Genomic DNA, 20,418 nt, shown 5'->3' with positions numbered 1-20,418 from the left:
TGGCGTGTGTCGGGGGCCACCGAGAAGTACAGTCGGCTCCATGGCCGCACGCACCCTCACTTCGATCGGGACTTCGGTATTGGTCTCGGCTGCCGTGCTTTCGGCGGTGGTCGGCTGCAGCTCCGACGACGGGTCCGCCGATCGGCCGGGGGACGACGCCAGTTCGCCGGCGCTCGCACCCACCGATCCCGGTCCGATGTTCGCCGAATGCGGCTCGGTGACCGACGAAGAAGTTGTCAATGCCTTCAACCTCGGCGCTTTTGCGACGACGACGCGCAACGGCGTCGGTTGCCAGTGGGAGGTCGCTGGTTCGAGCGGTCCGAGCGTCAGTTTCTCCTGGTACCGCGGTAGCCCGATCGGCCGCGAACGGGCCGGGTCCGACCTGCTCGGACGTCCCGCCGCCGACATCACGATCGGCGGTCATCAAGGCTTCATCGCGTCCACGGCAGGTTCGCTGTGCGAGTTGGGTATCGCGTTCGGCGGAGACTTCGTGCACTGGTCGATCACCTACGGCTTGCTGCCACCGACCGCGGATCCATGCACGGTGGCGCGGGATCTGATGGAAAAAACAGTTTCGAGGGCACAGTGAAGTTCGAGGGCGCCGTGAAGCGCGTACGGATCGGGCTCGCCCTGGCTGGATCGCTGGTTCTGCTGACAGGCTGCGGCTCGGTGGTCATCGGGACTCCCCGTGCGGAGGGCAGCTACGGCGGTAGTGACAGCCAGGAATTCGCCAACGTCCTCCAAGAATGCGAGGCCGTCACCGACGAGCAGATCGCCGGTGCCGTGGGTGCCGACGCCGTCGGGCGTGGGTTCTTCGGCGCTATCTGCCGTTGGGACGGCATCGGGGCCGCGGGTCCGATCAAGATCACCTTCAACTGGTTCGAGACGGGCACCCTCGATCACGAGCGCGCTGCATTCGAACATCTGGGATACGTGGTGGCGAAAATCGACATCAACGGCAGTGGCGGTTACGAGGTTCGCCAGCCGGCCGATCCGCAGAGTTGCGGCGTGAGCGCGAGCGCACCGGCCGGGGGAGTGTTCGGTTGGTGGGTCACCGAGCCGCAGGGCGGCGCGGATCCGTGCGAGGCTGCGGCAAAGCTCGGCGCGTTGACGTTGAACCGCAGCATCTGATCGTGACCGGTCCGGCTGCGTGGTCTGAGTTTGCAGCCAGAGTGTCTGGTCAGAGCGTGAGGTCACTATCACCGTGGCCTCGCTTTGACCTCGTGGCGCGCCGACAGGTATCGTTATGGGTCGTGTCCGGCATGCCCGGGCCGATCTGTGTGCCTAGCTAGGTATTGCCGTGCGCGCGTTCGAGCAGAAACTGCTGATGAACGAGCATCCGGCTGCCTGTGTGGGGGTATGCGACACGCCCGACCTCGGGGGCAGTGCGCGGCATGAAAGTGCTGAGTACAGACTCTGAGGTGGGTGAGGAGCAGCAGCTCTCTTGCTCCAACTGCTAGATCCCTAATTTCAGAACAGCCACGTTTTCGAACGGCCCGAGTTCGCTCGAGCAGTCTGTTCGTCACAAGAAAGCCGGTAAATGCCAACCATCAACCAGCTGGTCCGCAAGGGTCGCCGCGACAAGACCGCCAAGGTCAAGACGGCAGCCCTCAAGGGCAGCCCGCAGCGTCGTGGCGTGTGCACTCGCGTGTACACCACCACCCCCAAGAAGCCGAACTCCGCGCTCCGTAAGGTCGCACGTGTTCGCCTCACGACTTCGGTCGAGGTCACCGCGTACATCCCCGGTGAAGGTCACAACCTTCAGGAGCACTCCATGGTGCTCGTCCGTGGCGGTCGTGTGAAGGACCTCCCGGGTGTCCGTTACAAGATCATCCGCGGCTCCCTGGACACCCAGGGTGTCAAGGGTCGCAAGCAGGCACGCAGCCGCTACGGCGCCAAGAAGGAGAAGAGCTAATGCCACGTAAGGGCCCCGCTCCGAAGCGCCCGCTCATCAACGACCCGGTTTACGGTTCCCCGTTGGTGACGCAGCTCGTCAACAAGATCCTGCTGGACGGCAAGAAGTCCACCGCAGAGCGAATCGTGTACCAGGCTCTCGAGCAGGCACGCGAGAAGACCGGCACCGATCCGGTCGTCACTCTCAAGCGCGCCCTGGACAACGTCAAGCCTGCACTCGAGGTTCGTAGCCGCCGCGTCGGTGGCGCTACCTACCAGGTGCCGGTCGAGGTTCGTCCCGGTCGTTCCACCACGCTGGCACTGCGCTGGCTGGTCACCTTCTCGCGTGCACGTCGTGAGAAGACCATGGTCGAGCGTCTCGCCAACGAGCTCCTCGATGCCAGCAATGGCCTCGGTGCAGCTGTGAAGCGTCGCGAAGACACTCACAAGATGGCCGAAGCCAACAAGGCATTCGCCCACTACCGCTGGTGATGTAAAGCGTCGGAGCAACTGCCATCGGGTGGGGCTCCGACGCTTGTCGCCGTTGGCGACCTGATCATCTCGCCGGTTTCCGGACGCAGGTGGCCAGGTTCGCCTCGGCAGAGACATAATTGAAAGACCATGGCCTTGACGGTGGAACACACCGGATACGGCCGACACCCGAAAACCAAGCAACGAGCGGGGAAGAAACCTGTGGCACAGGAAGTGCTGACTGACCTGAACAAGGTCCGCAACATCGGCATCATGGCGCACATCGATGCCGGCAAGACCACCACCACCGAGCGCATCCTGTTCTACACCGGTGTCAATTACAAGATCGGTGAGACGCACGACGGTGCGTCGACGACGGACTGGATGGAGCAGGAGAAGGAACGCGGCATCACGATCACGTCTGCCGCCGTGACTTGCTTCTGGAACAACAACCAGATCAACATCATCGACACCCCCGGCCACGTCGACTTCACGGTCGAGGTGGAGCGGTCGCTGCGCGTGCTCGACGGCGCAGTTGCTGTCTTCGACGGTAAGGAAGGTGTCGAGCCGCAGTCCGAGCAGGTTTGGCGTCAGGCTGCCAAGTACGACGTTCCGCGCATCTGCTTCGTCAACAAGATGGACAAGATGGGCGCGGACTTCTACTTCACAGTCCAGACCATCATCGACCGTCTCGGCGCGAAGCCGCTCGTTCTCCAGCTGCCCATCGGCGCTGAGGACGACTTCGACGGCGTCGTCGACCTGGTCGAGATGCGTGCCATCACCTGGCGCGGCGTAGTTCCGACCGGTGCACTGCCGACCATCGAAGAGATCCCCGCGGACCTCGTCGAGAAGGCTGCAGAGTACCGCGAGAAGCTGCTCGAAACCGTTGCCGAGTCCGACGAAGCTCTCATGGAGAAGTACTTCGGCGGCGAAGAGCTCACGGTCGAGGAAATCAAGGGCGCTATCCGCAAGATGACGGTCGCTTCCGAGCTGTACCCGGTCATCTGTGGCTCCGCGTTCAAGAACAAGGGCGTGCAGCCCATGCTCGACGCAGTCATCGATTACCTGCCGAACCCGCTGGACATCGGCGAGGTCGTCGGCCACAAGCTCGGTGACGAAGAAGTAGAGATCACTCGCAAGCCGAGCAAGGAAGAGCCGTTCTCGGCTCTCGCCTTCAAGATCGCTGCTCACCCGTTCTTCGGCAAGCTGACCTTCGTCCGCGTGTACTCGGGTCGTATCGATCCGGGCGCTCAGGTGCTCAACGCAACCAAGGGCAAGAAGGAGCGCATCGGAAAGCTCTTCCAGATGCACGCCAACAAGGAGAACCCGGTAGACGAGGCCGTAGCCGGCCACATCTACGCAATGATCGGCCTCAAGGACACCACCACCGGTGACACCTTGTGCGATCAGGCGAGCCCCATCGTCCTCGAGTCGATGTCGTTCCCCGCGCCGGTCATCCAGGTCTCCATCGAGCCCAAGACCAAGTCCGACCAGGAAAAGCTGGGCGTCGCGATCCAGAAGCTCGCCGAAGAGGATCCGACCTTCTCGGTCGAACTCGACGAAGAGACCGGTCAGACCGTCATCGGCGGTATGGGCGAGCTCCACCTCGACATCCTCGTCGACCGCATGCGTCGCGAGTTCAAGGTCGAGGCGAACGTCGGTAAGCCGCAGGTTGCGTACCGCGAGACCATCACCAAGAAGGTCGAGAAGCACGACTACACCCACAAGAAGCAGACGGGTGGCTCGGGCCAGTTCGCAAAGGTCATCATCGCTCTGGAGCCTTTCGTGGGCGAAGACGGTGCTACCTACGAGTTCGAGAACAAGGTCTCCGGCGGACGTATCCCGCGCGAGTACATCCCCTCCGTGGATGCTGGTGCGCAGGACGCGATGCAGTACGGTGTTCTCGCCGGCTACCCGCTCGTGAACCTGAAGCTGTCGCTGCTCGATGGTGCTTACCACGACGTCGACTCCTCGGAAATGGCGTTCAAGGTTGCCGGTTCGCAGGCACTGAAGGAAGCCGCCCGCAAGGCCGGCCCCGTCATTCTCGAGCCGCTCATGGCTGTCGAGGTCACAACGCCCGAGGAGTACATGGGCGACGTGATCGGCGACCTCAACTCCCGCCGTGGCCAGATCCAGGCCATGGAGGAACGCAGTGGTGCCCGTGTCGTGAAGGCGCTGGTTCCGCTCTCGGAGATGTTCGGTTACATCGGTGACCTGCGGTCGAAGACCCAGGGCCGTGCGAACTTCTCCATGGTGTTCGATTCCTACGCAGAGGTTCCCGCGAACGTCTCGAAGGAAATCATCGCCAAGGCGACGGGCGAGTAAGCACAGCGAGCTCCCCAGCCCGCGCCGGCAAGTGACCTCGGTTGCTTCCGGCACGAAGCACGACCAAGTAACAACCAACCGCACTGCTGCATACGGCAAGCAACAACAGTCCAGGAGGACACAAAGTGGCGAAGGCGAAGTTCGAGCGGACGAAGCCGCACGTGAACATCGGCACCATTGGTCACGTCGACCACGGCAAGACCACGACGACGGCGGCCATCACCAAGGTTCTCGCGGATGCATTCCCTGACCTGAACGAGGCTTCGGCCTTCGATCAGATCGACAAGGCTCCCGAGGAAAAGGCTCGTGGCATCACGATCAACATCTCGCATGTTGAGTACCAGACGGAAAAGCGCCACTACGCGCACGTCGATGCACCGGGTCACGCCGACTACATCAAGAACATGATCACCGGCGCAGCTCAGATGGACGGCGCTATCCTCGTCGTCGCAGCTACCGACGGCCCGATGCCCCAGACGCGCGAGCATGTCCTGCTCGCTCGCCAGGTTGGCGTTCCTTACATCCTCGTCGCCCTGAACAAGGCCGACATGGTTGACGATGACGAGATCCTCGAGCTCGTCGAGATGGAGGTCCGCGAACTGCTGGCCGCTCAGGAATTCGACGAGGAAGCCCCCCTTCCTCATGCCCRTCGAGGATGTCTTCACGATCACCGGCCGTGGCACGGTTGTCACCGGTCGTATCGAGCGTGGCTCGGTCAACGTGAACGAGGAGGTGGAGATCGTCGGCATCAAGGAGACCTCCACCAAGACCACCGTCACGGGTATCGAGATGTTCCGCAAGCTGCTCGACTCGGGCCAGGCCGGCGACAACGTCGGACTGCTCGTTCGTGGCATCAAGCGCGAAGATGTCGAGCGTGGACAGGTTGTCGTCAAGCCGGGCACCACGACTCCCCACACGGAGTTCGAGGGCCAGGCATACATCCTGTCGAAGGACGAGGGCGGCCGCCACACCCCGTTCTTCAACAACTACCGCCCGCAGTTCTACTTCCGTACCACGGACGTTACGGGCGTCGTGACGCTGCCTGAGGGCACCGAGATGGTCATGCCCGGTGACAACACCGAGATGTCCGTCAAGCTCATCCAGCCTGTCGCCATGGACGAGGGCCTGCGCTTCGCAATTCGCGAAGGCGGCCGTACGGTCGGCGCCGGCAAGGTTGCCAAGATCATCAAGTGAGACTCTTGTCTCGCTAGCTGATTCACAGCACTAGAAAAGGCGCTCATTCCCTTCGGGGAGTGAGCGCCTTTTCTGTGTCTGTGGTCAGGTGGTCTGCGATCGGTTGTTCGGGGTGCTTCTACTTGGAGGCTTCTACCCGGTCGAGATGCAACAAAACCTGTACCGCGACAGGTGAGCCGTCGAGGCTTCGCCTGGTTGCACGGGCGATGTGTTCGGCCGAAGTGGTGAAGCCGACGACATCGATCGCCGGGTCTGCGGTGACGACAATCGACAGCGTTGGCAGTCCGCGATCGATCGTCGCTTTGCTTCTGGTGCTTCGCACGCCGCTCAGCTGGGCGAGTTCTGCCGCTACGCCGTCGGCGACCGGTCCCAGATCCACACTGACGTCTGTGCCGGACTCGTTGTGCCGCAATGTGACTGCGCTCGTTCGGCGTCGACGAAGGTTCAGGTACAACAGCCCGAAACCGGCGAAGACGCAGAGGACAAAGGTGCCCGACAGCACCCAGTGCCACCAAGGCTCCTCCGGAAGACCGAAGAGGACCTCACGATCGAGTCGTGACACCCAGGTTCTGATCAGTGAGGCACCCGCGTCCCACGCGATGGCGTATGCGCCCGCCGCGAGGAGTGCGATTCCGACGATGAGGACGATGGTCCGATCGACCGCGGAGATCCAACGGTTCACGAGGCGTCCTTTCGTCGTACTGGCGTTTCTCTCACGACTACCGAAAGCTGCAGTGGCTGCTGGAGTATCGCGAGATGAGGCCGAACTGCCGCGTCGACGGCCGCGGCAAGTTCGGTTCGATCGCCGCCGGTGGATTCGATGTGGACCTTGATGTGTTTGCGGTCGACGCTGGTGTGGGCCGAGTCGACGCCGGGAACGACCGCTGCGTGGCTACTGCACAGACGTGCAATGTCCGTCGGCCGCATCCATACCGTCGATGCGCTCGGGTTACCCAACGGCACATGGGTTTTCGCCCGGCGTTTGAGGGCGGACATGATCAGGACAACGCCCGCGACGACGGCAGCGATCGCGACCGGCAGCAGCCACGGTTGCCAGTGCAGACGCGACGTCCACTCCACGGAGTTTCGGATCCAGGGCGCCGAATCGAAGGTTCCGCGGTTGATGAACCATTCGCGCGAGACCACGAACGCGAGTGCGAGTAGACCGCACGCGATGACGACGGCTGACACCGCGGCGGCGGGGTTCGCGGAGGGAACTCGGGGTGGAATCGGATCCGAGAGTGCCTCCTGTGCGGGGCCTTCCGCGATTTCGACGCCGGAAACACAGGATTCGTCAGAACCCTCGGTTGCCGCGATCATGACGTTCATGTCGTGGAGGGGCAGGCCGGTCAGCGACTCGACGCTGCGTCCGACTTCTGCCCGCACGCGACCGGTCAGTTCGGTGACCGAACATGGCCAGGACACAGCGAGGAACAGATTGATGGCCACGGCGTCGCTGCCCATCGAGATGTCGGCTCGCGGAAGGTCGCGCCCGGTCAGGCGGGTCAAGCCACCGGACTGGCGGACCACCCCCGGGACGTTCACCGCTGCGGCCGTGGCTATCTTGGCCATCGCCCGGTCCTTGATGACCAGTGAACCTCGTAGGCCGGGATCGTCTGCCGCGTTCGGAGTGGTCGGCTCAGCCACGGCCACGGCTTCGGAGGATCGCGCCGAGATCGAGATGTCCGTCGCGGTGTGCTCCGATCGCCATACCGGCGGCGCCGAGCAGGACGGCGAAGACGAATCCGCTGAATCCGCCCATGATTCCGGCGAGCGCGAGGAGCAGGCCGACCAGCAGTCCGACGGTAGTGCTGTTCATGTCAGTTCCCTTCTCGAATGTTCGGTGCGATCTCGGTGACGGTGGAAAGCTCGGTGACTGCATCTTCGGAATTTTCGGGTGGATATCCCGCTGTCGACAAGTCTCCGACGGTCACGTTCACCGGTACGTCGACCAACCGTGCCACCACCGCTCGGACGCGTTCGGCGACGCCGCGAACATCGGCCGGATAGTGAACGGAAATGTGTACCGCACAAGAGTTTTCGTCGACGACGACGCCGGTGACTCGACGTCCGGGGAGGTAGGTTCCCACCTCACCGAATTGCCCGCCGTGCAGATCTGCCACTTCCGGGATCGCAAGAACTGCGTCGGCGACGATCTCGGCCGCGTCGATCTCGCGGCCGGCGTCGGCGGTACTCACTGAACCCTCGGCTTGGCTTCCGGATCGGTACTGCCGCCGCTCTCTGCATCCTCGAAGAGCATGACGTCGAAGACGGTGATGTTGACCTCGGTGACCTCGAGACCCGTCATGCTTTCGACTGCGGCAATAACGTTTCGGCGGATACCTACCGCCAATTCGTGGAGTGCGACGCCGTATTCGGCGACAATGCCGATGTCGATGGCGGCTTGTTTCTCGCCCACTTCCACCGCGACGCCCTGGGCATGGTTGACGCGGGCGCCCGGAATACGGTCGCGAAGTGCCCCCACCGCGCGCGCGGTGCCCCCACCGACGTCGTACACGCCGTTGATCTCGCGGGTCGCGATACCGGCGATCTTGGCGACCACGGCGTCGGCGATGATCGTCTTGCCCTGGGTGCTGACTAGTTCCGCGCCACCGTCGGCGCCGAATCGGACGCTGTTCTTTTCACTGGAATCGCTGGTCATGGGGGCTCCCTGCTCATGTGTCAGTGCGTGCGTCTGAAGTACCTCCAACTGTAGTGACTGGTAGGCGGCCATGCGGGATGCACCACACCTACTCCGGCATTTGGTATGGCAGAGTCGGGGGCAAATAGTGACGGCGTTCATAGTGAGCGCTGCTAGTGACGTGGGTCGGACAGGGTGGTACGTGGTGGCACGGATAGTGATCGTGGGTGCGGGGTTGTCGGGGCTGCGGACCGTGGAGGAACTGCGACGAGCAGGCTTCGAGGGTGAGTTGACGCTCGCCGGTGGGGAAACACATCTGCCCTACGACCGGCCGCCGCTGTCGAAGGAAGTGATCCGCGGCGACAAGGAAGAGACGACGCTGCGTCCGGCAGAGTTCTACGTCGAGAACAAGGTGGATCTCAAGCTCGGTTCGCCCGCGACCTCGGTGGACACTGCCGCAAAGTCGGTGGCGTTCGCGGACGGATCCACCCTCGACTACGACGAGTTGGTCATCGCGACCGGACTGACTCCGCGTCGCATTGCCGGCCTTCCGGAGCTGTCCGGAGTGCACGTTCTGCGCTCCATCGAGGAGGCGCTGGCCCTTCGCGCCGAGCTGGCTCCCGGCAAGCGTGCGCTGATTGTCGGGGCCGGCTTCATCGGCTGCGAACTGGCCGCCAGCATGAAGTCTCACGGCGTCGACGTCGTGTTGCTCGAACCTCAGCCGACACCGCTGGCGTCGGTGCTCGGCCCCACCGTTGGCGCCCTCGTCGAACGTCTGCATCGGAACGAGGGCGTCGATGTCCGCGTCGGCACCGGCTTGACCTCGTTGTCCGGCGACGGAGCGGTTGCCACTGCGACCTTGAGCGACGGTTCGGAGATCCCGGTCGACGTGGTGGCGATCGGAGTCGGTTCGGTGCCGGTCACGGGATGGCTCGATGGTTCGGGAATCGAACTCGACAACGGAGTGCTCTGCGACGGCGTCGGCCGCACCAGTACCGACCACGTCTGGGCCGTCGGCGACGTCGCGTCCTGGCAGATCGGTGATCGACGCAAGCGCGTCGAACACTGGACCAATGCGGGCGACCAGGCCAAGATCCTGGCGGGAGCGCTCACCGGAACGGGTGATCCCGATGCGCCGGCGCAGGTTCCCTACTTCTGGAGCGATCAGTACGACGTCAAGATCCAGGCGTTGGGGACCGTCGCACCCACGGACACCGTTCACATCGTCAAGGACGACGGCCGAAAGTTCGTCGCCTACTACGAGCGCGACGGTGTGCTGGCAGCTGTCGTCGGCGGAGGTAGCGCGGGAGCGGTGATGAAGATGCGCGCCAAGATCGCAGCCGGCACGCCCATCTCTGACGTGTTGGAGTCCACACCGGCCTGAACGGATGAGGCAGGACCGGTTCCGAGGCGATAGATTTGTGCGGTGATCGTTGCACTCATCGACTCGGGACTGGGCCTGCTCCCTACCTCTGCGTGGCTCAGACGCCTGCGCCCGGATCTCGATCTGGTGCTCTCCCTGGATCCGGACGGCGCCCCCTGGGGCCCCAAGCCTGAGCCGTGGGTCGTCGACCGGGTACTCGGTGCGGTGCGGCGGAGCCTCGATCGTGGGGCTCAGGTCATCGTTCTTCCATGCAATACCGCCAGCGTCACCGCGCTGCCACACGTGCGAGAACTGGTCGGGCCGGAAGTACCGGTCATCGGAACGGTGCCCGCGATCAAACCCGCCGCTGCCGCGTGCGATTCAGTGGCGATCTGGGCTACAGCCGCGACGACGGCCAGCCGGTACCAAGCCGATCTGATCGAGCAGTTCGGCAACGGCGCCAAGGTCGTCGGAGTGCCGTGCCACGGCCTGGCCGATTCGATAGATCTCGGTGATCGCGCAGCCGCACTTGCTGCCATCGATTCCGCGGTTGCCCGGACGCCGGACGACGTCAGCGGCGTTGTCCTCGGGTGCACCCACTACCCACTGCTCGCCGACGAGATCGCAGCACGGTTACCCGCCGGCGTCACACTCTTCGACAGCGCCGAAGCCGTTGCACGACAGACTCTGCGGCGGATCGACGGGCTCGGTGCCGTGGGCGAAGGATCGGGAACCGTCGAGGTGTTCGTGAGCGGTCGTCCGGGCGCACTACCGCCCAGCGCCGAAGCCTTCGACGCCGGGCGGTTGTTGGGCGCGATCAAAGCCTGATCAAGCCGCTCTGTCAATGGGCGGCTACGCCGCCGTGACCCCCGTGATGCATCCGCGCGCTCATCACCGGCATCGCACTCACCGCGACCACAACGGTCAGAACCCCGACAACCCAGGCCGTCCACGACGCACCGCGCAGAGCGTCGAAGTTCATCACCCAGGGTGAAATGAACATCAAGACGCCGAAGACACCCATCGCGTAATCCGCCATGGTCATGTCCGGACGTGCCATGTGCGCCAGACCCGACAGTGCAACCAGGACACCCAGGACGACGAGTGACCACATTGCCCGATCGGTGGTGTCGAGCCACATCGGCGAGAGAGCCGCAAAGACGCCGAGAACCACCGCGACGGCATCTTGCATTCGATTCCACGACTTCATGACGAGACCTCCAAAGACGAGAGTGTGTCCACCTGTAGTACACGCCCGCGGAAGATCGAGATCAACTCTCCGCCAATTGCATTCGCGTTGCAGTTAGAGGCGATGCGGAGGCTCGAATATCAAGATTTGTGACCATTCGTCCGGATGGCCACGAGCCCGCGCGGCGCGCTTGCCGCGATTTGTCCCGAGAGTGCCATGAGGGTGAGAGTGGTGAATGCGATAGCGGCGGTGATCATGGGTGGTCCTTTCACTGACTGTCCTCGAGTGTCGTCTGCCGACCTGTGGCCGAGCAGGGCACACGGTGTGAGGACGCTGAGAGAATCGAAGAGTCCGCACAGACGACCCGTGAGAAGGTTCTGGGGTGACGCAATCGAGTGCCCCGGACGTGATCGAGCAGTTGGCCGACCTCGCGGATCCCGCGGATGCCGTCCACTTGCAGCGGTTCTTCAAGACAGCGCCGGGGGAGTACGGCGAGGGTGACGTATTCATCGGCGTGCGAGTACCGAAGACGCGATCGGTGGTGAAGAAGCACGTCGGACTCGCGTTGCCTCAGATACGTCTCCTTCTCGACAGTGACGTTCACGAGCACCGATTGGCCGGGCTGCTGATCCTGGTCGCTCAATTCGAAAAAGTCAGTCGCCCAAAATTTTTCGACGACGAGGGCCGCGCTCGCATCGCAGGCTTCTATCTGACCGCTGTCGAGGACGGGCGGGTCAACAATTGGGATCTGGTGGATTCGTCCGCCGGACAGATCCTCGGCGGCTGGCTGCACGACCGAGATCGCCGGCTGATCTTCGAGCTTTCCGATTCGGGTGACCTGTGGCGACGACGGGTGGCGCTGCTGACGACGTACGGATTCATCACTCGCGGCGACGCGTCGACCACGCTCGAGCTTGCCGCGCAGGTGCTGGGTGATCGACGAGACCTGACCCAGAAAGCGATGGGCTGGATGCTCCGCGAGGTCGGCAAACGGGTGGATCGGGATTTGTTGACCGACTTCCTCGCAGAGAATGCAGCAGACATGGGACGCACAGCGCTGAGCTACGCGTGCGAACATCTGACCGCAGACGAGCGAGCGCACTTCCGGGCGGCCCGCTAGCGAAGTACCGCTCGGTAGGTTGTGGGACGATTCTCGGTATGCCCGCCACCCGTGTCGAGGCGTCTCGAATTGTGACGATCGGTTCACTGATCGCTGCCGGCGTCGCAGCTCTGTGTTATCTCGTGTACTCCGTTCGGGCCGTCGAACCCGTTGATTTTCTCGTCTACCGCTACGCTGCCCAGGCATTTGCCGCAGGCTCGAACATCTACGAGAGCAACCTTGTCGGCCCGTTGATCGTCGACGAGGGCATGCCGTTCACCTACACCCCGTTCGCGGTGATCTTCCTCTGGCCGACTGTTCTCTTCGACTGGTGGACGGCCTATCTGCTGTGGTCGGCGTTGTGCATCGCGGCGGTGGTGTGGACAGTCGCCAAGTTCACTCCCGCTCGCGTCCCCAAGCGGCCGCTCGTCATGGCGGCATTGGTCCTGGCCGTGTCGGTGACACCCATAGTCAGCGCGCACATCTCCTTCGGCCAGGTGAACCTGGTGCTGATGGTGCTCGTACTGCTCGACGTGACCCGCAGAGGCGATTCGAGATTCGGCCGGTGGTTTCCACGAGGACTTTTGATCGGCGTCGCAGCCGCGATCAAGCTGACGCCGGCGCTGTTCATCGTCTACTTCGTCGTCACGAAGCAGTGGCGACTCGCGATCTGGAGTTCGATCGGATTTGCCGCGGCGACCGCCGTCGCAGCAATGTTGGACCCGGCCGTCAGCTGGACCTTCTGGTCGGACGTCGTCTGGAACCTCAGTGACCGGGTGGACTTGAGCGGGCAGGCGATCGCGAGTGCCGGTAACAGTTCACTGCAGGGCGGACTTGCGGCACTGGGCACATGGACGGCGTCTCTGGCGATGCCGTTGACCGTGCTGTGCGCGGCGGTAGCGCTCTGGGTCGCCCGAGATGTACATCGCGTCGGTCGTGGGGTCGATGCGGCGTTGGTGATCGGTTTGAGTGCGCCGATCCTTTCGCCGATCAGCTGGATTCATCACTGGGTGTATCTCGTGCCTGCTGCCGTCACGGTTCTCTTTCGGCTTCGATCGCCGCTGCAGTTCGGTGCGGCCGCTGTGGGGTTGGCCGTCGTCTATTGCGGGCCGAGCATGGGGCAGCAGTTCATCGAGACGTCGCCGCTCCTGCTGCCGCTGGGGTTGGTCCTTCGTGAGGGCTTCCTGATCGTGACCCTGGTGCTGATTCTTGCGTTGTGGCGGTTGCCCACAACGGCGCCGGAGTGGGTTACGGGGCGGGACTCGGAAGATGGCGCGGAGGATGGCTCCGAAGATGACAAAGCCCCCGATTCCGCAGGGAATCAGGGGCCGTCATGCATCGAAGCAGGGTTCAGAACTCGATCTTCAGGCGATCGGTGATCGGCTTCGCCTGGCAACCGAGGATGTAGCCGTTCGCCACGTCCTCGGCGTCGAGGATCTCGGAGTTGTCCATCTGAACTTCGCCTTCGGTGACGGTGCAGGCACACGACCCGCACTCACCTTCCTGGCAGGAGTACGGAACGTCGAGACCCTTGGCGAGCATGATGTCGACGAGCGTCTGCTTGCGCGGCCAGACGAGGGTGTGGGTTTCACCGTCCAGTTCGACCTCGACGGTTGCGGCGTCGGCAGCTTCCTCGTCGGAGACCTCGGCTACCTCGACGTCACGGAACGGGTCGCCGGCGAGTGAATTGAAGACCTCGGCGTGAACCTGCGTGCGGGGCATGCCCGCTTCTGCCAGTGCCTTGTGGACGGCGTCCATGAAAGGGCCTGGACCGCACATGAAGGCCTCGTACGCGACAAATGGCTTGGCGAGCGTCGCCAGTTGCGAGACAGCGGGGAGTCCCTGCACGGTTTCGATCCAGTGGACCACGGTGAGGCGGCCGGGGTGTTGCGCTGCCAGCTCGCGCAGTTCGGCGCCGAAGATGACGGACTTCTCGTCGCGATTCGCGTAGATCAGCACGACGTTGCCGCTGCCCTGCGTGAGGGCGGACTTGAGAATCGAGATCACCGGAGTGATTCCGCTGCCTGCACCGAAGAGCAGGAAGTCGTGATCGAGCGACTTGGGCGTGAAGACACCTGACGGCGGTAGCACTTCGATGGTGTCGCCGACCTGGAGCTTGTCGCACAGCCAGTTGGAGCCGTAGCCGTCGACAGTTCGCTTGACGGTCACCTTGGGGGCGTCGTCGGTGAAGGGTGAACTGGCCAGGGAGTAGCAGCGTGCGACCGAGCCGGTCTGATCACTCGGGATGCGCAGGGTCAGGAATTGACCTGGCTTGTAGTCGAACTTGTCCTTCAGTTCTGCGGGAATTTCGAACACCAGCGACCGGGCGTCGGAAGTCTCTTCGATGACTCCGGACACGGTGAGTACCGCCGATCGCGAGCTGTGCGGTACCTCGACTGTCGTCATCGCGAAGCTAGTCCTCTCGTGAAGCTGGGTAAAGCGCAGGTCAGTGAAGTGCAACATCTAGAACGTGTTCTAGTTCAATGTTAGCAGTGATGAAAAGCTACTGGGGATCGTAGTCGCCGAGCAACACGTTCCCGATCAGCGGGAACCACGGCAGTCTGATCCGGCCTTCCTGGCGGTCCGGGGTGGCGACGACCTGCCCGAACGGGCGGTTCGCGGGCGGCGTCCGGGCGGTTGAGCTGCCGAAGTCTGTGCACGGGGTGTTTGTCGGTACACAGTAGGAACCAGGTGAGACGCCGGTCACAAAGAATCGGCTCGAATCCCTCCCGCAGTCACATTCGTGCACATCCATGAGGAGATACCGATGGCTATCGAGCTCAACCAGATCTGGGACTTTCCGATCAAGGAGTTCCACCCCTTCCCTCGCGCCCTGATGGGTGTGGGCGCTCACGACATCATCGGTGTGGAGGCCAAGAATCTCGGCTTCAAGCGCACCCTTCTGATGACGACCGGTCTGCGCGGTTCGGGCATCATCGAGGAACTGGTCGGCAAGATCGAGTACCAGGGTGTCGAGGTCGTGCTCTACGACAAGGTCGAGTCGAATCCAAAGGACTACAACGTCATGGAGGCCGCGGCTCTCTATCAGAAGGAGAAGTGCGACTCGATCATCTCGATCGGCGGTGGTTCGAGCCACGACGCCGCCAAGGGTGCTCGCGTCGTGATCGCACACGACGGTCGCAACATCAACGAGTTCGAGGGCTTCGCCAAGTCCACCAACAAGGAGAACCCGCCGCACATCGCCGTATCCACTACGGCTGGAACGGGTTCCGAGACGTCGTGGGCATACGTCATCACTGACACCTCGGACATGAACAACCCGCACAAGTGGGTGGGCTTCGACGAGGCGACCATCGTCACGTTGGCGATCGACGATCCGCTGCTCTACTACACCTGCCCTCAGCATTTCACCGCGTACTGCGGCTTCGACGTACTCGCACACGGCAGTGAGCCTTTCGTTTCTCGTCTCGATTTCGCGCCTTCGCTCGGTAACGCGATCTACTCGGTCGAGTTGGTCGCGAAGAACCTGCGCGAGGCCGTCTTCGAGCCGCGTAACCTCAAGGCCCGCGAGGGAATGATGAACGCGCAGTACATTGCCGGACAGGCCTTCAACTCCGGTGGCCTCGGCATCGTTCACTCGATCTCGCACGCGGTCAGTGCATTCTTCGACAGCCACCACGGTTTGAACAACGCCATCGCCTTGCCGCGTGTGTGGGAGTACAACCTGCCTTCGCGTTACGAGCGCTACGCCCAGTTGGCCGGCGCACTCGGTGTCGACACTCGCAACCTCACCACGGTTCAGGCCGCGGACGCTGCCGTCGAGGCTGCCATCCGTCTGGCCAAGGACGTCGGTATCCCCGACAACTTCGGGCAGGTTCGCACAGACTCGTACGCGAAGAACCAGATGAACACCAAGAAGTACGAGGGTCGTGGTGATGTCATCAAGGGTGACGAGAAGACTGTGCGCGCCATCTCCGAGCACATTCAGGACGACTGGTGCACCCCGGGTAACCCCCGTGAGGTCACCGTGGAGTCGATGATCCCGGTTGTCGATCACGCGATCAACAAGTCGTACTTCTAGCAGGGCCTCCGGCCCCGTGCGCGCTTAAGGAGTCCAGAGACTCCTCGAGCGCGCACAGGGGCTGTGCCCCTATCGAAAGGTATTCCATGTCCGGTCGCAGTTTCTCCAGCGGAATCGAAGTGAAAGATGCTCTGCGAGAGCAGGACTACATTGCCGATGACGAGTTCGCGGTAGTCGTTCATCTGGCGACGGCGCTGGGGCGTCCGCTCCTGCTCGAAGGGCCGGCCGGTGTCGGCAAGACGGAACTGGCGAAGTCTCTGGCTGCGATCGGCGACCGCAAACTGGTGCGATTGCAGTGCTACGAAGGGCTCGACGACAATCGGGCCCTGTACGAATGGGACTACGCGAAGCAACTCCTGCACGTGCAGATGCTTCGCGACCGGATCAGTGATCAGGTTTCCGAATTCGACAGCGTCGCCGAAGCGTCGAAGTTTCTGGCCGATCAGGATTTCGGGTTGTACTCCGAGAACTTCCTGTCCGTCCGTCCGCTGCTCGAAGCGATCCTCTCACCCGATCCGGTAGTGCTTCTGGTCGACGAGGTGGACCGCACCGAGGAATCGATGGAAGCACTGCTCCTGGAGATTCTCGCCGAACAGCAGATCACCATTCCCGAGGTCGGTACGTTCGTTGCCCGCTCGCAGCCCTGGGTCATCCTGACGTCCAACGACACCCGCGAGCTCTCACCCGCGCTCAAGCGTCGTTGTCTGCATTACCATCTCGGCTATCCGACGTCGGAGCGTGAACGCGAGATCGTCACGGCCCGAGCGCCGGAGGTGGATGCGGCTACGGCCACCGAGGTTGTCGAATTGGCTCGCATCTTGCGTGATCTCCCGCTGCGCAAGAGCCCGTCCATCTCGGAGGTCATCGACGCGGCCAGAGCGGCGACAGTGCTCGCCGCCAGCGGATTCGACACCGCTTCCGACGCCAAGGTGCGCGACATCCTGCTCACGGCGTTGCTCAAGTACTCGTCAGATGTGACGCTGGCCAAAGAACGATTCGACGGAAAGCGTCTCGAATCACCGTCGCGTGACGGTGGCGAGCCGATCGAGCGATCCACGGTGGCAAGCAAACCCGCCAACACGACGACGGCCGTGTTCCGGGGCACGGGTGGACGTGACCCTCATCAACAGGGAATCCGCGGCGGCAGCGGAATCCGTTCGACGCGATGACGACGCTCGGTGGCCTCGCCGTGTGGCAACCGTCGTTTGTTCTCGACGTGGTGTCCGCGAGTTTCGGCCGATTGCTGAGGGCAGCCGGAGTTTCCGCGTCACCGGCCGAGGTCATCGAGGTTCGGCGTGTACTCGCGATGGTCGGAGCTTCGGATCGTGAGACGTTGCGCGCATGTCTTCGGGCTGTGTGCGCCAAGTATTCTCACGAACAGGCCGGTTTCGATCGGGCGTTCGACGCGCTGTTCCGGCCTGCCGCAGGCAAAGCGCACGCCGAGCGGATGGCTTCGCGCGCCGAGGTGGCGGACGGTCTGCCCACCGCGCTGGGGATCGACGAGGATCAAGAAGTAGGCCGGTATGCCGAGTACAACGAGCGTGCAGCCGAGGTCGGCGACTACTTCGACACTCCGGAAGCGGAGAAGGGGTTCAACCCGCACAAGGACGACGACGATGTGTCGATGACGTCCAGCGATGCGGAACTGTCGGTGGATACCGGTTCGGAGACCGGTCGACGGGGAGTCAGCTACACGGTCGACGTGGACCGTGCCGCGTCGGCAGTGGTCGGCGACCTGAGCACCAGTGTTGCTGCAGCAGTGATCGGTTCGTTGTCCTGGGACGATCCGACGTCGATCCTCGCCTGGCTGGATGCATACGACCCGAGCAAAGCGTATGCGGACGTCTCCGACGACGGGCCGCTGACGCAGGCGCAACTGAACCGGCTCGTCGAGGCGGTCGAAGCGTTCGTGCAAGCACTCTCGGCCGCTGCACTCGCCGAAAGCGCTCCCGATGCGCCCGACAGCGAATCTGCTGCGGGCGCAACGCACAACGACATCGAACTCGCGTGCCACGAGGTGCTTCGGCGGATGAGAGGACCGTCCAGGCCTCGTCCTCGGGAGCGCTCTCGAGGGCATCTCGACATGCGACGCACGGTGCGTTCGAGTCTGCGCACCGACGGAATTCCCTTCCATCTGGTCGTGAAAGCTCCTCGCCCCGATCGTGTTCGACTACTTCTCATCGCAGACGTGTCGCTGTCCGTGCGCCCGATCACCGCGTTCACTCTGCGGTTGGCTCAGGCAATGCATCGCCGGGCAGATCGTTGTGAAGTCCTCGCATTCGTCGATCGTCCGGTCGACGTGACCGACACCCTTCTCGCCAGTAGCGGTGACGGCGCACTGGCTGCGGTACTTGCGCACCCGGGTCTGGATCTGGAAGCCAGCAGCGATTACGGTCGAGTGCTCACAGAATTGTTGGACGAGCACGGAAACAGCTTGAACTCACGGACGTCCGTCATCATCGTGGGCGACGGTCGGTGCAACGGGTTGCCCCCACAGGTGGACAAGCTCGAGGAACTCCGCCGAAAGGTTCACCGTCTGGCCTGGATCACGCCTGAACCTCAGCGTTACTGGAACCAGGCATCGTGCGCGATGCCGGAGTATTCGGAGATCTGCGACGAGGTTGTTGTTGCCCGAGATGCCGCGCAACTGATGGCAAAGGCCGCTGAACTGGGGCACGCACTTCGCTGATGTCACTGCACTTCACCGATGTCACTGCGCGATCCGTCGTGAACTAGTTTGATCTCATGTCCGAAATCAGGGGATCGATCTGGCGGCCGATCGCGGCGCTGACAGTGCTCGGCGCCGTGTGTGGGTTGGTGGCGCTCGGCGTGTTTCAGTGGTGGTGGAACTCGTTGGCATCACCTCATATTCTCACCGGCGGGTCCTATCGGGAGCCGTTTGCCGAGCCGACATACACCGGGCCCATATTCATGGACCTCTTTCCGGCAGAACCTGCTCCGTGGCTGTATTCGGGACTGGTCCTCGGACCGACGGCGATTACGCCGGGCGATCGATCAGAGCGCTAGCAACGCGCGCGAGCCCAGTCGAGGATCCGCCAAGGGGCGTAGCGCCAACCGCAGCAAGACCAGGGCGTTGTCGTCGCCGGCGATCCTGTTGACTTTCAACGTATTGCACTCGATGCACTGGTGAACGAGCATCCACTCACCGTCCTGCCGTACCGACAGGGACAGCGCCGCCATGGCACCTCTGCACTGTTGTGCTCGGTCGCCCGGAACGCGACCATCGACGTGGCGGCTTGCCAGACAGTTCGGGCAGTGGTTCCGATGAGCGGTACCCGGTGCCGCAATGGAGATGTCCAAACGGCATGCGAGACAACGGAAGCTCGATCCTTGTTCTCCGCCGATTCCGTGCAATACGTGCTTGGTCCGTTGCGGTGCCCGCCGCGCGCGGGTGCTGGGATTCCTACGTGGCATCTGCTTTCTCACCCCTCACAAGTCGCCGAAGGCTTCGAGCGGGAAGGGTGGTTGTGCGAGCGGCCGCACCGCCATCCTCATCAACAACAACTGGTTGTCGTCACGGCTTACGGGGTTGGAGGTGAGTTCGAGGCACTGTGCGCAGCGGTGGATGATCATCCAATCGCCGCTTCGCAGCACCGCGATCGAAATGGGGGCCATCCGCATTCCGCAGTCCGACGGTCCACCTTCCACCTGGTCGAACAGGTGTCGGGAATGCAGGCAACTGGGGCAGTGGTTTCGGCGATCACCATCGGGGTCGTAGGTCATGACGGTGAGTCCGCACTGAATGCACGAGAAGGTGTCGGTTTTCGAGATGGAATTGTGTGATTGAGGCACTGGAGAACTCCTAGCTGAGTGAACAAAGCAGGTAGGAGCAGGCCGAGTGGCCTCGCGGCTGTCAGTCCGTCGTTTCGGGGATCAGCAAGTGACCCTCGAGGTTGCCGGCAGTGCAGGGACGAGAGGCGCGCTCGGCGCGGGCTGGGTCATAAACACCTTCTGGATCGGTACTACGGGCCGCTCTGGCCAGAACCGAAAGTACAACGGGACCTGATTGCCGCGCCATCTATTTTCCGGCGACGACTACCTGCCCGAACGGGTAGGTAAGTGCCTCTCCTTCGGTGGGTGTGCCCCGACTGCTGTCCGCGTAGGCTCGGGGCCAGCACTTGTAAGGTGGATCACACCAGTTGGTGCTCGGGCGAGCGAGCTGGGAATTCGCGAAGCGGTG

At 62.9% G+C, this 20,418-nt stretch carries 22 protein-coding genes and 1 pseudogene; 14 read left to right on the top strand and 9 right to left on the bottom strand.

All coding sequences use genetic code 11. The features are described from left to right. Positions 1-40 precede the first annotated feature (40 nt). The 6 genes and pseudogenes from AC1DWA_RS24160 to AC1DWA_RS24135 all read left to right on the top strand — a co-directional run bounded on the left by AC1DWA_RS24160 (position 41) and on the right by AC1DWA_RS24135 (position 5,883). Positions 41-589 carry a DUF3558 domain-containing protein gene (locus tag AC1DWA_RS24160; protein WP_029254868.1) on the top strand — a complete coding sequence of 183 codons (549 nt, stop codon included), beginning with the start codon at positions 41-43 and terminating at the stop codon, positions 587-589. Beyond that, positions 586-1,131, top strand: coding sequence for a DUF3558 domain-containing protein (locus AC1DWA_RS24155; protein ID WP_060939051.1), 546 nt, complete (start codon positions 586-588; stop codon positions 1,129-1,131). Before AC1DWA_RS24160 ends, AC1DWA_RS24155 begins: the two co-directional genes overlap by 4 nt. 409 nt (positions 1,132-1,540) lie before the next feature. Beyond that, positions 1,541-1,915 (top strand): 30S ribosomal protein S12, encoded by a 375-nt coding sequence (rpsL, locus tag AC1DWA_RS24150; RefSeq protein WP_003941908.1) that lies wholly within the window; start codon positions 1,541-1,543, stop codon positions 1,913-1,915. After that, positions 1,915-2,385 carry a 30S ribosomal protein S7 gene (rpsG, locus tag AC1DWA_RS24145; protein ID WP_003941856.1) on the top strand — a complete coding sequence of 157 codons (471 nt, stop codon included), beginning with the start codon at positions 1,915-1,917 and terminating at the stop codon, positions 2,383-2,385. Before rpsL ends, rpsG begins: the two co-directional genes overlap by 1 nt. A 201-nt stretch (positions 2,386-2,586) precedes the next feature. Next, positions 2,587-4,689 carry an elongation factor G gene (gene fusA, locus AC1DWA_RS24140; protein ID WP_003942073.1) on the top strand — a complete coding sequence of 701 codons (2,103 nt, stop codon included), beginning with the start codon at positions 2,587-2,589 and terminating at the stop codon, positions 4,687-4,689. Positions 4,690-4,814: 125 nt separating this feature from the next. Next, positions 4,815-5,883: pseudogene (locus tag AC1DWA_RS24135) on the top strand (elongation factor Tu). Positions 5,884-6,001: 118 nt separating this feature from the next. Here the strand turns inward: AC1DWA_RS24135 and AC1DWA_RS24130 are convergent. Genes AC1DWA_RS24130 through AC1DWA_RS24110 form a run of 5 tightly spaced genes read right to left on the bottom strand, consistent with a single transcriptional unit; the run spans position 6,002 to position 8,545 of the window. Next, positions 6,002-6,565, bottom strand: coding sequence for a hypothetical protein (locus AC1DWA_RS24130; protein ID WP_069146250.1), 564 nt, complete (start codon positions 6,563-6,565; stop codon positions 6,002-6,004). After that, a complete protein-coding gene (locus tag AC1DWA_RS24125) occupies positions 6,562-7,536 on the bottom strand; it encodes a DUF6286 domain-containing Asp23/Gls24 family envelope stress response protein (RefSeq protein WP_019744281.1) in 975 nt (324 codons plus the stop codon). The genes AC1DWA_RS24130 and AC1DWA_RS24125 overlap by 4 nt, the downstream gene beginning before the upstream one ends. After that, the gene (locus AC1DWA_RS24120) at positions 7,523-7,702 is read right to left on the bottom strand and encodes a hypothetical protein (protein ID WP_003942043.1); all 180 of its coding nucleotides are present in this window, start codon (positions 7,700-7,702) and stop codon (positions 7,523-7,525) included. Before AC1DWA_RS24120 ends, AC1DWA_RS24125 begins: the two co-directional genes overlap by 14 nt. A gap of 1 nt (position 7,703) precedes the next feature. Continuing rightward, positions 7,704-8,081 (bottom strand): hypothetical protein, encoded by a 378-nt coding sequence (locus AC1DWA_RS24115; protein ID WP_020968986.1) that lies wholly within the window; start codon positions 8,079-8,081, stop codon positions 7,704-7,706. Then, entirely contained in the window at positions 8,078-8,545 is a 468-nt protein-coding gene (locus AC1DWA_RS24110; protein WP_003941912.1) for an Asp23/Gls24 family envelope stress response protein, read from the bottom strand. Before AC1DWA_RS24110 ends, AC1DWA_RS24115 begins: the two co-directional genes overlap by 4 nt. A gap of 196 nt (positions 8,546-8,741) precedes the next feature. Here AC1DWA_RS24110 and AC1DWA_RS24105 point away from each other — a divergent pair, with 196 nt between their 5' ends. Together AC1DWA_RS24105 and AC1DWA_RS24100 are read left to right on the top strand one after the other, a co-directional pair. Further along, the gene (locus AC1DWA_RS24105) at positions 8,742-9,908 is read left to right on the top strand and encodes an NAD(P)/FAD-dependent oxidoreductase (protein WP_477917143.1); all 1,167 of its coding nucleotides are present in this window, start codon (positions 8,742-8,744) and stop codon (positions 9,906-9,908) included. A 42-nt stretch (positions 9,909-9,950) separates the two neighbouring features. Continuing rightward, a complete protein-coding gene (locus tag AC1DWA_RS24100; RefSeq protein ID WP_029254872.1) occupies positions 9,951-10,715 on the top strand; it encodes a glutamate racemase in 765 nt (254 codons plus the stop codon). Positions 10,716-10,728: 13 nt separating this feature from the next. Here AC1DWA_RS24100 and AC1DWA_RS24095 read toward each other — a convergent pair whose 3' ends face one another. Continuing rightward, a complete protein-coding gene (locus AC1DWA_RS24095) occupies positions 10,729-11,097 on the bottom strand; it encodes an SPW repeat domain-containing protein (protein WP_029254873.1) in 369 nt (122 codons plus the stop codon). A 361-nt stretch (positions 11,098-11,458) separates the two neighbouring features. Here AC1DWA_RS24095 and AC1DWA_RS24090 point away from each other — a divergent pair, with 361 nt between their 5' ends. Together AC1DWA_RS24090 and AC1DWA_RS24085 are read left to right on the top strand one after the other, a co-directional pair. Continuing rightward, positions 11,459-12,196 (top strand): DNA alkylation repair protein, encoded by a 738-nt coding sequence (locus AC1DWA_RS24090; RefSeq protein ID WP_477847393.1) that lies wholly within the window; start codon positions 11,459-11,461, stop codon positions 12,194-12,196. Between the two features lie 38 nt (positions 12,197-12,234). Next, positions 12,235-13,554: a glycosyltransferase 87 family protein gene (locus tag AC1DWA_RS24085; RefSeq protein WP_477847395.1), complete on the top strand. Its 1,320-nt coding sequence runs from the start codon at positions 12,235-12,237 to the stop codon at positions 13,552-13,554. On the opposite strand, the gene AC1DWA_RS24080 is transcribed toward AC1DWA_RS24085, so the two are convergent. Beyond that, positions 13,526-14,581, bottom strand: a complete 1,056-nt coding sequence (locus tag AC1DWA_RS24080) for a ferredoxin--NADP reductase (RefSeq protein ID WP_020906844.1) — start codon at positions 14,579-14,581, stop codon at positions 13,526-13,528. The two genes, AC1DWA_RS24085 and AC1DWA_RS24080, sit on opposite strands and share 29 nt — an antisense overlap. 361 nt (positions 14,582-14,942) lie before the next feature. Between AC1DWA_RS24080 and mdo the strand changes: the two genes are divergently transcribed. From mdo to AC1DWA_RS24060, 4 genes are all read left to right on the top strand, one after another. After that, positions 14,943-16,217, top strand: a complete 1,275-nt coding sequence (gene mdo, locus AC1DWA_RS24075) for an NDMA-dependent methanol dehydrogenase (protein WP_003942095.1) — start codon at positions 14,943-14,945, stop codon at positions 16,215-16,217. 86 nt (positions 16,218-16,303) lie between these two features. After that, on the top strand, positions 16,304-17,386 hold the full coding sequence (locus AC1DWA_RS24070) for a MadB family AAA-type ATPase (protein ID WP_080909956.1): 1,083 nt from the start codon (positions 16,304-16,306) through the stop codon (positions 17,384-17,386). Next, positions 17,383-18,906 carry a MadC family VWA domain-containing protein gene (gene madC / locus AC1DWA_RS24065; protein ID WP_019744269.1) on the top strand — a complete coding sequence of 508 codons (1,524 nt, stop codon included), beginning with the start codon at positions 17,383-17,385 and terminating at the stop codon, positions 18,904-18,906. The genes AC1DWA_RS24070 and madC overlap by 4 nt, the downstream gene beginning before the upstream one ends. A gap of 56 nt (positions 18,907-18,962) precedes the next feature. Then, entirely contained in the window at positions 18,963-19,244 is a 282-nt protein-coding gene (locus AC1DWA_RS24060; RefSeq protein WP_477917131.1) for a hypothetical protein, read from the top strand. Here the strand turns inward: AC1DWA_RS24060 and AC1DWA_RS24055 are convergent. Together AC1DWA_RS24055 and AC1DWA_RS24050 are read right to left on the bottom strand one after the other, a co-directional pair. Next, entirely contained in the window at positions 19,233-19,652 is a 420-nt protein-coding gene (locus AC1DWA_RS24055; RefSeq protein WP_080909955.1) for an RNHCP domain-containing protein, read from the bottom strand. The two genes, AC1DWA_RS24060 and AC1DWA_RS24055, sit on opposite strands and share 12 nt — an antisense overlap. 15 nt (positions 19,653-19,667) lie before the next feature. After that, complete coding sequence (locus AC1DWA_RS24050) at positions 19,668-20,030, bottom strand: RNHCP domain-containing protein (protein WP_020906849.1); 363 nt, start codon at positions 20,028-20,030, stop codon at positions 19,668-19,670. Positions 20,031-20,418: the final 388 nt, after the last annotated feature.

This window comes from Rhodococcus sp. P4_F3_2 (genome assembly GCF_056401335.1).
This window is presented reverse-complemented; position numbering and strand designations above follow the sequence as displayed.

Bases quoted from the DNA above. Each gene is read 5' to 3' on its own strand.
- rpsG (WP_003941856.1), top strand. From the start codon at position 1,915: ATGCCACGTAAGGGCCCCGCTCCGAAGCGCCCGCTCATCAACGACCCG.
- rpsL (WP_003941908.1), top strand. From the start codon at position 1,541: ATGCCAACCATCAACCAGCTGGTCCGCAAGGGTCGCCGCGACAAGACC.
- AC1DWA_RS24070 (WP_080909956.1), top strand. From the start codon at position 16,304: ATGTCCGGTCGCAGTTTCTCCAGCGGAATCGAAGTGAAAGATGCTCTG.
- mdo (WP_003942095.1), top strand. From the start codon at position 14,943: ATGGCTATCGAGCTCAACCAGATCTGGGACTTTCCGATCAAGGAGTTC.
- AC1DWA_RS24110 (WP_003941912.1), bottom strand. From the start codon at position 8,545: ATGACCAGCGATTCCAGTGAAAAGAACAGCGTCCGATTCGGCGCCGAC.
- AC1DWA_RS24055 (WP_080909955.1), bottom strand. From the start codon at position 19,652: ATGCCACGTAGGAATCCCAGCACCCGCGCGCGGCGGGCACCGCAACGG.
- AC1DWA_RS24060 (WP_477917131.1), top strand. From the start codon at position 18,963: ATGTCCGAAATCAGGGGATCGATCTGGCGGCCGATCGCGGCGCTGACA.
- madC (WP_019744269.1), top strand. From the start codon at position 17,383: ATGACGACGCTCGGTGGCCTCGCCGTGTGGCAACCGTCGTTTGTTCTC.
- AC1DWA_RS24095 (WP_029254873.1), bottom strand. From the start codon at position 11,097: ATGAAGTCGTGGAATCGAATGCAAGATGCCGTCGCGGTGGTTCTCGGC.
- AC1DWA_RS24085 (WP_477847395.1), top strand. From the start codon at position 12,235: ATGCCCGCCACCCGTGTCGAGGCGTCTCGAATTGTGACGATCGGTTCA.
- AC1DWA_RS24160 (WP_029254868.1), top strand. From the start codon at position 41: ATGGCCGCACGCACCCTCACTTCGATCGGGACTTCGGTATTGGTCTCG.
- AC1DWA_RS24080 (WP_020906844.1), bottom strand. From the start codon at position 14,581: ATGACGACAGTCGAGGTACCGCACAGCTCGCGATCGGCGGTACTCACC.
- AC1DWA_RS24120 (WP_003942043.1), bottom strand. From the start codon at position 7,702: ATGAACAGCACTACCGTCGGACTGCTGGTCGGCCTGCTCCTCGCGCTC.